14 protein-coding genes are annotated in these 12,533 nt (G+C 47.8%); 2 read left to right on the top strand and 12 right to left on the bottom strand.

From position 1 onward, the window contains the following. Positions 1–210: 210 nt before the first annotated feature. Entirely contained in the window at positions 211–1,401 is a 1,191-nt protein-coding gene (locus KJS69_RS22985) for a M24 family metallopeptidase (RefSeq protein WP_213586130.1), read from the bottom strand. A gap of 274 nt (positions 1,402–1,675) precedes the next feature. Here KJS69_RS22985 and KJS69_RS22980 point away from each other — a divergent pair, with 274 nt between their 5' ends. Further along, the gene (locus tag KJS69_RS22980) at positions 1,676–2,008 is read left to right on the top strand and encodes a PadR family transcriptional regulator (RefSeq protein WP_213586129.1); all 333 of its coding nucleotides are present in this window, start codon (positions 1,676–1,678) and stop codon (positions 2,006–2,008) included. Continuing rightward, positions 2,005–3,306, top strand: coding sequence for an FtsW/RodA/SpoVE family cell cycle protein (locus KJS69_RS22975; RefSeq protein ID WP_213586128.1), 1,302 nt, complete (start codon positions 2,005–2,007; stop codon positions 3,304–3,306). The genes KJS69_RS22980 and KJS69_RS22975 overlap by 4 nt, the downstream gene beginning before the upstream one ends. Before the next feature lie 230 nt (positions 3,307–3,536). On the opposite strand, the gene KJS69_RS22970 is transcribed toward KJS69_RS22975, so the two are convergent. From KJS69_RS22970 to KJS69_RS22920, 11 genes are all read right to left on the bottom strand, one after another. Continuing rightward, the gene (locus KJS69_RS22970; protein ID WP_213586127.1) at positions 3,537–4,019 is read right to left on the bottom strand and encodes a hypothetical protein; all 483 of its coding nucleotides are present in this window, start codon (positions 4,017–4,019) and stop codon (positions 3,537–3,539) included. A 74-nt stretch (positions 4,020–4,093) separates the two neighbouring features. Beyond that, positions 4,094–4,519: a hypothetical protein gene (locus KJS69_RS22965; protein WP_213586126.1), complete on the bottom strand. Its 426-nt coding sequence runs from the start codon at positions 4,517–4,519 to the stop codon at positions 4,094–4,096. Positions 4,520–4,559: 40 nt separating this feature from the next. Continuing rightward, positions 4,560–4,706: a hypothetical protein gene (locus tag KJS69_RS22960; RefSeq protein WP_213586125.1), complete on the bottom strand. Its 147-nt coding sequence runs from the start codon at positions 4,704–4,706 to the stop codon at positions 4,560–4,562. 38 nt (positions 4,707–4,744) lie between these two features. Continuing rightward, the gene (locus tag KJS69_RS22955; protein WP_213586124.1) at positions 4,745–4,897 is read right to left on the bottom strand and encodes a hypothetical protein; all 153 of its coding nucleotides are present in this window, start codon (positions 4,895–4,897) and stop codon (positions 4,745–4,747) included. 85 nt (positions 4,898–4,982) lie between these two features. Continuing rightward, positions 4,983–5,885: a hypothetical protein gene (locus KJS69_RS22950; protein ID WP_213586123.1), complete on the bottom strand. Its 903-nt coding sequence runs from the start codon at positions 5,883–5,885 to the stop codon at positions 4,983–4,985. An 8-nt stretch (positions 5,886–5,893) separates the two neighbouring features. Next, positions 5,894–6,829, bottom strand: coding sequence for a type II secretion system F family protein (locus tag KJS69_RS22945; protein WP_213586122.1), 936 nt, complete (start codon positions 6,827–6,829; stop codon positions 5,894–5,896). Next, entirely contained in the window at positions 6,823–8,214 is a 1,392-nt protein-coding gene (locus KJS69_RS22940; protein WP_249730674.1) for an ATPase, T2SS/T4P/T4SS family, read from the bottom strand. The genes KJS69_RS22945 and KJS69_RS22940 overlap by 7 nt, the downstream gene beginning before the upstream one ends. Before the next feature lie 12 nt (positions 8,215–8,226). Next, entirely contained in the window at positions 8,227–9,141 is a 915-nt protein-coding gene (locus tag KJS69_RS22935) for a CpaE/TadZ family protein (protein ID WP_213586121.1), read from the bottom strand. A gap of 32 nt (positions 9,142–9,173) precedes the next feature. After that, positions 9,174–9,875, bottom strand: a complete 702-nt coding sequence (locus KJS69_RS22930) for an SAF domain-containing protein (RefSeq protein WP_213586120.1) — start codon at positions 9,873–9,875, stop codon at positions 9,174–9,176. 223 nt (positions 9,876–10,098) lie between these two features. Continuing rightward, positions 10,099–10,716 carry a TetR/AcrR family transcriptional regulator gene (locus KJS69_RS22925; protein ID WP_213586119.1) on the bottom strand — a complete coding sequence of 206 codons (618 nt, stop codon included), beginning with the start codon at positions 10,714–10,716 and terminating at the stop codon, positions 10,099–10,101. Between the two features lie 80 nt (positions 10,717–10,796). Then, positions 10,797–11,954: a YhgE/Pip domain-containing protein gene (locus KJS69_RS22920; RefSeq protein WP_213586118.1), complete on the bottom strand. Its 1,158-nt coding sequence runs from the start codon at positions 11,952–11,954 to the stop codon at positions 10,797–10,799. Positions 11,955–12,533 lie beyond the last annotated feature (579 nt).

Genomic DNA, 12,533 nt, shown 5'->3' with positions numbered 1-12,533 from the left:
GCAGTTGTATATATTTTTAATCTTTTCGTGAATAGTACGATCAGCTCCCGCCAAAAGTTCATTGGATTGAAAAAAACTCCTATTGAAGTCTTTTGTGGATGAGCAACCGCGTTTAGTGGATATTATAAAAATTCTATTGTGGCAAAAAAGAAAAAAGCCGATCAAGCCAAACCTGATCCGCTCCCTTCTATACCAATATTCATTCTGTCACTAACGCTCCAGACGGATTAGCCCTTCCCGGGAAATGGATAGCTTCTCAAATCCGTCCTCCGTAATAAGATAGCTATTTTCTATTCCGACGACTCCGCGCCCGGGGAAAGTAAATTTCGGCTCGATGGCAATGACCATCCCCGGCTCCAGCGGAAGCGAAAACCCTCTGGCCAGAATCGGCAGCTCGTCGATTTCCAATCCGATCCCATGGCCGAGAAATTTGACCTGATCTTTCCCATATCCCATGAAATGATCGCCTAATCCCGCCTCTCCGGCTATTTCAAGCGACTGAATATATAGTTGTTCGCACGCGGTACCCGGTACCAGCTTGTCCTCTGTTCGACGCAGGATATGCTCTGCAACCTGGTATGCTTTATCCAGAGGCTCGTCTAATTCACCAATGACCATCGTTCTCGTCTGATCAAATACGTAACCGTCGATACAGCAGCCGATATCGATCAGAATCGGCTCATTCGGTCCGATCGTCTTGCTCCCCGCGCTTTGCGGACTGGCTGGACTCAGCCCCTGTCCTCCCGCCGGTCCGTCAAAATAGGTCGGAACCGCCATAGCGCCGCCGGAACCAACCATTCCGGTAATGACTTCCTGATTGTAGCTTCTCATTCTCATAAGGCCCATGTGCCCGTTCTCGCGTATCGTCGTTTCGATTAAGCTCATTAACTCGACGTCTTTCATGCCGATTCTGGCTTCCGCCGCCGCTCTCTCCAAAGCCAAATCCGTGACGGCAGCCGCTCGACGAATGATATCGAGTTCCTCCGGGCCTTTGATCATGCGGGTTTCTCTGACGATCATTGAGCCGTCTTTCCATTGCGCGGCAGGAACAGCGGACTGCAGCTTGTGGTAGGTTTGCACCGGCAGCACATCGAATTCGGTGGCGATGACCGGCTGCTCTCCATTCGCAAACAAGCGAGGATGACGATTCCGTAATCGCTCTCCCAGGCTTCGCATGGAGCCCAGTTCCTCTATGTCAACTCGGGATTCCATCTGCGCCCGAATCACGCTTCGGCGAACATAGAACACGGCCTCACCTTCAGACGGAATAAACAGAAAGCCGGTCTGCATCGTTCCGGTAAAATAGTAGATATCGACATTCTGAGTCATTATAAAACCGTCCATCCGATTCAATCTCATCTTCTCCTGCAGCTTCTCGCGACGGTTCAAATATACATCCATTTGCAGTTCCCCCTGTCTGACTTCAACTTGAAACGTTCATTAGTTGGATTCCGATGTTCTCATTATACACCGAACGAAAAAGACTGACATCCTTCCTGAGCGTATATGAATTGAGCATTTGAATGCCATGAAAAAGCGAATAACCGAAGATAGCAGCAAAGCACAATAACAGAAAAAGCATCAACTTGCATGTCGTAGGTAAATCTATTACTATATACATAGATTTACGATGCATATTACATCTATGTATATGAATAAGAAAGGAGCCTCTACTTTGAAAATCAACAAAGAACTAATGAAAGGAAGCACAGCGACCCTTCTGCTCCATTTATTGGAACGTAAAGAAAGGTACGGCTATGAAATGATCAAAGAGCTGGACAGGCAGTCCGATGGAATTTTCAAATTGAAGGAAGGGACACTTTACCCCATTATGCACGCCATGGAGTCCAGTGGACTGGTGGAAGCTTATTGGAGCGAACAGGGAGGGAGGAATCGCAAGTATTATCGAATTACAAACGAAGGAAAAAAGCAGCTTGCGGACAAGAAGCAGGAATGGACAACCTTCCGTACGGCGGTAGATCGGCTGTTAGGGGAGGGAAGCATATGAAAGAAAGGGGGGACCAACCAGCTATTGAAGCTTATTTGGGCGCCGTCTGCCGGAATATGAAATCAAAGGAACTGCGCGAGGAAGTAAAACTTGAAATTCAGTCTCATTTGCAGGATGCCATCGAAGATAAGCTAAATAGCGGAATGGAGCAAGAGGAAGCCATAGAATGGGTTATCCGTCAGATGGGGGATCCCGACCTGGTCGGAAAGCAAATGATCCGCATCCATAAGCCTCGGCTGCACTGGGGGTTGCTCCTTCAACTAGTCCTTTTCATCGTCGTTGGAGCAATATCGATGTATATGGTGGAGCTTAGCTACAGCGGAATGCCGTTCAAGCAAATTTACGAGGGAAGGTTATTTTACGAAAAGGTTGTTTATTCGGCGCTTGGACTTCTTCTAGTCGTGATTTTATATTTCTACGATTATCGCAAATTAAAGAAGTATTCATGGCCGCTTTATATAGCAACGATAGTTCTAATGGTTACTTACCTATTGGATTTGGGCATATTCCGATTGAATTGGATCGAAATTAGTCCTTATATGCTCATTCTCGCTTTAGCTGGCCTTCTACCGAAAGAGCAGCATACAGATATCGGACTTCGCCCGGAATTAATCAGGCTTCTGCTGTTTGTTATCCTCCCCTGTCTGTTATACTTCCAAGCCTCGAACAAATCGGCCTTGACCGTTTATCTATGTGCATATATCGTTATGATGATCATTTCCCGTGTAAATAAGAAAGCTCTCATTGGGCAAATTGGAATCGGTCTAACCGCTTTGTTCATAGCGTTGTTTGCCAACCATTCAGCAAGAATGAGGCTGCTTGCGTTCATTAACCCACAGGAAAATTCGGATCATGGAGGTTACATCTACGTTCAAGCCCAAAACGCCCTTCATTCGGCTGGCTGGTTCGGACAAGGAATGGGAATCACCAACCCTTATTTGCCTGAAATTCACGCGGATATGGTTTATACCTATTTCGTCCATAGTCTGGGTTGGCTCGCGGGGATTTCATTCGTGATAGTGAGCGCCTCGTTCCTCGTGCTGCTGATCAGAGCATCGAATAAGATTAAGGACCTCTACGGAAAATTGCTAATTTCAGGTGTTACCGCCATCCTTACGTTCCAGTTTATATGGCATATAGGCATGTCTATCGGGGTGCTGCCGCTATTCCGCATCCCGCTTCCGTTTGTAGGCCATGGAGGAAGCCATATGCTCTTACAAATGCTCGCGATAGGAGTTGTGCTCAGTGTATACAGGCGCAAAGACTTGCTGAGAGCTCGGGAAATCACTGGTGGATAAAAAGCTCTCCGGCCCCCTTTCGGGGATTTTATCGATTCAAAGCTTGTGATGGAAATCGTTGTGCCGTATCAAGCGCGGCACAACGAATTTGGGTCCACTAAGCATTGATGCCTGGCTATTGCTCGGTCACCATCCACCACCTCTTACCAGCGGCTTTATGTCACCATCACGTGCTGTTCACACCATATCAAGCTATATGGCTTATTGGATGAGCTATATGGCTCCTGCGATCAAAACACCAGTTCCGAGGAGCTTTTAATTTGCCATGTCACCGGCCCCAATACCTGAAACGAGCGGGGAAATTCCAACTGAATAATCATGACGACCCCAGGGCGATCGAAGCGGACGGAATAATCGTAAGTTGGATTGGAATAGACGTACGGAAACGTCTTATCCTCATTAATGACATCAAAAACGAGAACATTAACCGGGCTGCGCAAAAACGTCCCCGGAAGCGGAATATTGGCAGAATCCAGCCTCAGATTCGTCTGCAAATAACGGTCGGCGGTTTCTTTGGCCCGGGCCGGATCGATAGCCACCACACCTTGGGCCAATTTATCCGCATCCACTTGCTGGGCCGCGGCATGGGTGGAATAATTCAGAGCGTGCTTGGCGTTAAATACGGTATGCATCGCCAACTCCTCGTCCGTCTGCAGAGCCTGCATCGTCATGTAGAAGCCGATAAGCAGCAGAAACAATAGAAGCTTATTCATAGATTCCCCTCCCCCGCTTCGTCGGTATTGTGCCGTTTTTGCACATAAATGCGGTTGGATCGGCTTGCCGCTCCCTATGGAACATATTCGCTCATTTTCATCCCCACGGCTGCCATTACAGCTCCTTCAGAAGGGGGAGCAATGCCGACAAGCCGATCTATAATAAATAGTCCCCCGTATGGGTAGGTAATCATCAATCGGATTCCATTGCCGCGCGGAACTGGTTCGCCTGAATTCCTTCCGCCCACTCCCGTAGTGGTCGTCACCAAATAATCCAGATCAGCGCCGATAAACCCCCTCTCCTCCAGCCTTTGTCTGGATTGCCCGATCATTCCCGGATCGATGTAGCCGCGGGCGCCACTCGCGCCGACCTCGAGCAAGTAATCCACTTCCTTTTGCAGAACAGCCTGTCTTGTGATGATCACATGCTTGTACACAGGGGCAAACATAAACCAGCATAACAACGTAACGAACATTATAAACACCAGGATTTGCTTCATGACACCAACCACCTTTAACAGCGATGACAGACAAAACCGATTAAGGATTAATACTTTCAATCGTTGTATTGATCCTTAAGCCGCCGGACCGAACCATTTCTTCGGTTCCATCCTCTCCCCCGACAGTAGCATGGAAGATCAGCACTACGACCAGAATAAGCAGCACCGTAGTTATAATCGATTTCATGATTATCCTTTCCCCCTGTTTGCTTTGTCCCAAAGGGACTAAGGTCTGATTAATGAGCCGATTTGACTGTTAATAGAGGTCCCTTTCTCCTCAATCATCTTCTTCGTTCCCGTCGTATCATTCGTAATTACATTCGTAAAAATAACGACTACTACAATGAGAAGCATTACTGTCATTAAAATATTTCGCATATCATCCCATACCTTTCCAATAAATTCGTTATAAATCATTATTGTTGCGGCAATAGAGCAAAGCTTCACCCTGACTATCTCGGTTTTATTGCAGCGTTTGAAAGAGCTTCTGCCCTTCCTGCACCCAGGGGTAGATAAAGAGCCTGAACGTGTTCAGGATGGGTATACCGGCCAGCACAAACAGCACATACGAGGTGGTTTCCTTTTTGCTTTCCTTGTATAGATCAATTCTCTCCTTGTAATCGGCAATGCGCTGGCGAAGCAGCTCATAGTATGCGCTGCTTTCGTTGTGTCTTAATGAGCGTATCGTTTCGGCAAAGCTATGGGCTTCATCCGTTCCCAACCGGTTCTTGAACAAGGTGACCGCCCGGTCCGCGTCGTGATACCATTCATTCAGAAGCAAATGAAATTCCTTGCGGATCGTCCGGGTATAGGGCAAACACCGGCTAAGCTTGCTGTGCAAATTCATTTGGGAACCGGTGTAATATAGCAATTGGGTGCTGATTGCGTAAATTTCATTGACGATCCGATGGGATCTTTGCCGTTGGATTGCTTCCAGCAGCAAACGGTCAAAATAAATAAGAAGCAGCAGAAGAAAAGCGGCAGCCATTATATAAACACCCGGTATATATAAAGTAAGATAGGGTCTTTGGAGCGAGAGCCATCCGACGAAGCCTGCCAGAAGCAGCAGAAGAATCGCTATTCTCTTCCAAAGCTCGTACGAGTAAGCGTTCATCGGAATTCCGCAACCGAGTAGCAGCTGTCTTCGCTCCTCGGCCTTAGGCCCATGAACAGCCACTCGTAGCAGCCTCAGCAGCAGAACGGGCGGTTGACGCGGTTCACTGCCCGGATTCATCCGAAGCCTGCGCCGACCACCGACAAAAACAGATGCCATGAAGAAATAAGCGGCCAAAAAGCCAAGGACCAGCAGCAGCCCATGCAAAAGCCAGTAAATCCATTCCAGACTGGGGAGCGGTTTCAATTCCATCCCTCCTTTCACATTCGTTTCATTGAAAGATAAACCCCCATCATAAATCCGCCAAAGATAAGCAGCAAAGCATCCAACAGCATGTTGCGGCCCGCCGCATCGACAAAATAGTAATGATAAGCGTTATCATAATTGATTTTGAAATTAACGATCAGGAATACCGCCAGGAAGAATAACGGGGAAAAGCTGGCGATTCGGATTTCAAGCAGCCGGTTACGTGCGATTTGGTCCGCCAATTTCGCCTTCCGCATATCGTTGATCAGCTCTTTAAGATTAAGAGAGATGTCGTTCCCTTCCATCAATGCGATTCTTATAATACTGGCAAAATAATCAGCCCACAGATGCCCAAGAGATAACCTAAAAATACGCAGAGCATCATCCACCTCCCGGTTCATCGACAGGTTGCGGTGAAGCTGCTCGAAGACCGGCTTAAGCGGATAGCGAATCCGATTCTCTTGAAGCGCCTGGTGAATGACATTGCGAACGTTCGGATGAGGAGCAAGCAAATACGTCTGATAGACGATTTCCACGGCCGGCAAAAAGTCCATTCTTGTCCTCAATTGATTAGTAATTAATTGCATGCGCAGAATCAAATAGGGAAGCAAGGCCGCTATAAGGCTGAGCGCTACGATCCCTTTAACCGATGGAAAAAAAAGCACCGCTCCAATAAATCCGGAAAGCAACAGCGCAAATGAAGTTGTGAACAGCACGGGAAGAGTAACCCGTGAACCGGTCGATTCCAACAAATCCGATAAGTGCCGATAAAGAAAGCCGCTGCGCTGCAAAATATCGGACAATCGGTGGCCAAAGGCAGCTTCACGAATATGATGCAGCCGGATTCGGGCGAGTTTACGATTTGCCGTTACCAGCAAAATTCCCCGAATTCCAGTGAATACCAAAAGGAATAATAGCAATAAAAAAGCAATCTTGGCCGCAATCAGCATCGATTCATCCACCCCTCAGCCATCGAATCGTACCCTTCACGATCATATTTCTGCATCCTGCGAATGGCACGCTCAGAGAATCGTGCGGGATAATGCCAGTTATGCCGTTCATAATCATAGACAACGAGATCGCGAACTTGTACCTCGCCATCTACAAACTCATATTCACCTATGCGAACCACTTTACGCTTGCCGTCCACTATGGCCATCTCAATCCCGATTTGGGTAACATAAGTAGTAATCCGTTTGGATAACCGCGCAGGGTTCATCCCCCGAGAATCCATCATGCACATCTCCGTTATCGCTTCCGGCACATCCTCCAATTCATTGACGTGGACCGAAGTCATACTGCCCTCATGCCCTCTCGTACAAGCCCGTACATATACGTTCGCATCCTCATCGCGGATTTCAGCGTGAATAATTCTTTTGGGCGACTGGCGGAGTGCCAGCTTGAAGGCTTGTTGACCGTTATGCTGGACATCCTCTTCATGAACTTCGTATTCGACAATATTTTTAGTTGGAAAATCCCGTTTCAGCATGAGCTCATATCTGGATTCGATCGTAATGATTCTTTCATTCTCAGGCAGCTCTGCAATCAGCGCTTTCATTAAATGGGTCTTGCCGGAATTGGTCGGACCGATAACGACCAGATTAAAATAGGACCGAAAAACGCAGCGCAGCAATCCCATTATTTCTTCGCTCATCGTGCTATATTCGCTGCGGCAAAGCTCCGGAAGCCGAAACTGACGAACCGTATAGAAGCGAATCGTCAACGTGGGCACTGAAGTATATCCATAGCCTGTCATCGTAACCCGGGATCCGTCTCTCAGCATGACTTCCGCCCATCTTTTGCGCGGATTCAACGTATCGTTATTAAATAACACGAGGTTCTGCTGGATACGCTCCAATTCTTCCACTGAATTCAAACGGTATGGAGAAGGCCTCACCCTGCCGTTGCGGATTTCAAAAATGTTAGTGCCGACAACCTGTATTTCCTCCAGTCCTTCCTTCTCTTTCAGGATAAGCTCCAGTTCTCCCAACCCGATCACTTCGGCAAAAATCGCTTCAGCAATTGTACTGTGCTTCCGGTTAGGCGGTGGAACATCGTGGATTCTTCGTTTGGCCAGCTGATCCCGAATAATAGCAAAAATTTTCAGCCGCTCTTCTTCATAGCCCAACACAGCCCGGTTAAGCATTTCTCCATACTGGAGCTGCTCCTCCTCGCTTCTTCCCTTGGCTGTGACTAATTCGTTGCGGATTTCTTCCGTCCATCTCTGGAACTCCCGCAGCTGTCTGTCCCCTCTTGCCCTGAATTCCTCCGCAGAGGATGATCCCTCTTCCCGTAACTTGTTGGCATAGGCCAGGACGGAAAATTTCTTCTCCACAGCTCCTCCCTCCTAGGATATGGCTCGGGGAATCCAACGGCCAAGCCAGCGCTTTTTGCGGGAAATATCCATCGCTTCCATATTCCATTGATCCATGAACATTCGAGTAATGTCAGCTACCGCCAAATAAAAGGGATGATCGCCCTCAAACAGCTCCATCAGCTTCCCTTGATTTAACAACTCCACCAGATTGCTTTTTCTCGGCACCTGGGAGACGATTTTCAAACCTGTTTCCTTCTCAATATCTTTCACCCGGATCCCTCCCGCGGAAGCCATCTTCTCCACCTGATTAACTACCAAATGAAAGGAGGCCGAATGGAGCCCGAACATAGGAGCCATTGTCTGCAGCCAGCGTTGGAAATCCTCTTGAAAATGAGTCAAGTCCGGAGTCGTTACGACCACTCTGGCATCAGCCTCCAGCAGCGCAGCAACCGTTGCCGCGTTATCCCAATAAGCGTTCACTTCGACAATGCACAGATCGAATGCCGATCTGGCCGCCGTCAGCAAGTGCTCGATATCTTCCGGCTGATAGAATTCGGCCTGCTCCCGTAACGAGCTGCCGAAGAGCACCGATAAACCCGGCAAGCCAGGTGCCTGGATACAGTGACGGAGCAGCCTTTGGCGGGTCAGGCTCTGCGACTTCAGATCCGCCCTCAATTGGTCCAGCGAGGACAATACTTCATTCATCCCCATGTAACGGTGCAATTTAGAGCTTTTAAGATTCAGACAAAGATAACCGACATTAAGACGGGAAGCCCGCGCGGCACAGACGGCTGAGCCAAATGAGACCACTGTCGTCCCAATATTAGGCGTTGTTCCCATATAGACCACCATTTTATTATCTCCGGAAGCCACCCCCGACGGGATTGGGTTCATACCGTCAATCCTGACCTCCGGCTCTTTACGCAGCAAAAAATTCGTGCTCACAAGTTTATCCTCCTTAGGTCTGTCAAGCCGTATTACCGTGCTTCGACATTCGTTAAATTACTAAAAGCGATAACCAGCTTGCCTTCCTGATTACGGCAAGCCTCATCGATCCGCAGCCATTCCTCCTCGGTTAAATTTAAATTGATTTGTTCAATGTTGCCGTTCGCTTCCCGGCGAGAAGCATACATTCGCTCCGCATCCCCTGCCATTTTTGATAAAAAATGAGATTGGTTCAGATCATCGACCTCCACATTGGCCGCTGATTTGACGGATGCGACAACGACCTCGTACGGAAACATAATCCGCGATCCATCTTGACCGGATAAATAGATCCGGACCCGGTCTCCTGCCCTAATTCCATTGGACACGGATAAAATATAGTCCTTGGGAATCTGGAACGTATATTGTCCCTCCCGGGGAAGCAGATGAAAGCGATCCAGCTTCCAGCTCAGGATCGGCTCGTATCCTCCTAACGGAACGACCGCCTCTCTTCCTATTACATCTTCCGCCCTCGTCATCATCTGCTCGTTATAAGAGCCGACATAAACCGGCTTCAGCTCAATCATGTCGGAAGATATGAGTGTCCCCGCCTGAATGAAGCTTTTGGGAACGACGACATTCGTCGTCTGCTGCAATTCAACCTGACGAACCTGCAGCAGATAAACTCCATACACCAGCAGGCAAGACAGTAAAGCTGCACACAGGCTTATCCACAAGTTTCGTTGTCTGCTCAATCCATTCATCACCTCCTTCTTGCATCCCTCCCGCTTTCCAACCCTCGCCATTAAGGCTGGGTACAGAGCGTGCGCGGTATGCAGGAAATAAAAAAAAACGCAAACCCACGGACTTGTCCGTAAGCTTGCGTTCTTCGCAAAACCATTAGTATTAACTTGTTACACAAATATACCAGAGCATTGCAGGAATATCAACCGCTCATTTACATTATTTATCTTTATTTTACAAAATTAAACCTTTTTCCCTCAGCAGCTCGCCTACCCCCAAACCTCCAAAGATGAATTCAGCCGTATCCTTGACCAAATCATCGAAGCGTGGCGGCCCCTCTTCAAGAAGAGGCGAAAAATAGTTTATCTGCTTATGAAGGAGCAGCACACCAAGAATGAATAAAAAGGTTTGGTCCAGCGAGCGAAAATGAAGCAGGCCCTGATTGCGTCCCTTCTCCAGTAAATCCCGAAGAATGCCCCATATCGGCAAAAAATGATTCCGGATCATTTCGATTCTCGGCGAATCCGTTGCAATCTCTTGCTGCAGGATGTTTATGATATCCATGTTATTCATCCGAAAACGAATCACTTCTTGAATGAACATATAGATCCCTTCCACGGGCAGATCCTTGTACGGTTCCACTTCTTCCATACGCTGCTGAGGAACAAACTCATCAAACAATGCGTTCAACATATTTTCTTTACCGCCGAAGTGATAGGATACGAGGGCGACGTTGGCGCCGGCTTCTTCACATATTTGCCTTATGCTTGTTCCGTCATATCCTTGGCGGGCAAATAATTTTTTGGCGGCCAGCAAGATCCGTTTCTTCGCGTCAGGCTCAGGAGTTGTCATAAGTTCTCCTTTTACACAGTTTTCTTTCTATTATGGCCTGTATTCAAGGCTCGTTGCAATAGCCCGCCAAATTTCCTCCCTCATACCGGGGCCCGTTCTGCCGATGCGGCCTCTCTGCTAAATCCGCGCAGAGCTACAGCGGCCGCTCCTACCACGATACTCACGAGCATGATAACGATGAGCATGCGGACTGCAGACCCGATTCCATCCCCTCCGAATAACAGATTCATCACTCCCTCGACCGCATAAGTTGCCGGCAGGTATTCACTGATTTGACGGTACGTATCGGATAGCAGCACGGTGGGAACGAGAGCGCCGGACGTCACCAGTTGAACCGATAGACCTATAATATTGAACAGCATTCCGGCCATTCCAAACAGCAGAACGAACATTTGTGTGAAAACGATGAAGGCTAGTAGAAACAGCATTTGGAAAGCCCACACCGATCCAAATCCACTGCTGTAGGTATCTCCCAACAGCATAACCATCGTAGTGCCGACAGCCGACACGGTCACAGCCGTTCCTACACTGAGAAGAAGCAGCACGAAATATTTGCTCCATTTACTGTAGCCTGTTCCGATCCCTTGCATGGACTGCATCAAATTCATAGAGAACAGCATGGAACCGACGAATGAAGCGAGCACCATCATTAGCGGCACCATAGAATCTGACATTCTCTCGACAGGATACAGACTATGGATTTCTTTGGCTACTCGTCCCGTCACTCCGCTGCTAACCGCCCGAGCTTGCTCCTCCGGCATTCCGGCTTGCTTCAGCACAGCCTGAACCCCTGCCGTTGTTGCCTGAAGATCAACAGTCGCCGTTAATTCTGAGGCCACATTTTGCATAATGCTTTTGATCATCGAAGGATTGGATTCGTTAATAGTAAACGAAAGGGGGATCGACCCTCCTCCGGGCTGGCCCAACCGTTCGTGGAAGCCGGACGGGATCGTAATGACCATCTGAGCCGCCCGTTCAATGAGCATGCTCTCGGCATCTGCCGCCGCAGCAGCAATCTCCGTGTGAAAAGGCAGGGACTGAGCAAGAGTATCGGCAAGGATGGCGCCGGCCTCTTGATCTTCATTAACGATGACCAGGCGCAATTGATCGAACCGGTCATTCACTTCCTTGTATCCTGTCATCCACACCACACTGAAAACAAGCTGGAACAAGATAGCTACCGCAATCCCAGTGATCGTCGTTCTCTGTTTAAAAAATTGTTTCAGCAATTGAATCATGTCTTTCCCTCCTGTACCGACAGATTAAATTAATCAAACGTTTAATTTAATCAAATGTTTGATTAAATCATACTTTAATCTATGATCCATGTCAATCTTATGTACAAGCGTAAACGGCTGTCTCCGTCCTTTAACGGAGGACAGACGTTTCGCGGTGAATTATAAGCATGATTATAAGCGTAAATCTTATAAATCCTTATAATTCAATCAATGCCTCAGGGTAATTCATGTTTTGTTCTACCAGGTCATAGACTGGGCTTCATTTTTAAGTGGCGGTGTCACAGGCTTCGCAAGAAAGATACGATGCGAAAGGTGCTTGCTTTGAAGATCTTGGCAAGTGGCCTGGAGTTAGGGAGGAGAACAAAATAAGGTGCGATTGTACACCCCAAATCTATAGTTCTAGCCATTTTTGAGATTAAGGTGTGAAAATGCGCTCTATTTTCCACGATTTTAATAAAAACGAGGATTTAGCCCATTTAGAGGGTACTTTTGCACTTCAATGCCCTTTTCGTGAAAAAGGTTGGATTTAAGAGGCATTATTGCACTTCAATCCTCCTCCATTAGGTTAGAAGGTGATTG

The organism is Paenibacillus sp. J2TS4, assembly GCF_018403245.1.
GTDB lineage: Bacteria > Bacillota > Bacilli > Paenibacillales > NBRC-103111 > Paenibacillus_L.
Note: the sequence above shows the minus strand (reverse complement) of the source record. Positions and strands in the feature narration are given on the sequence as shown.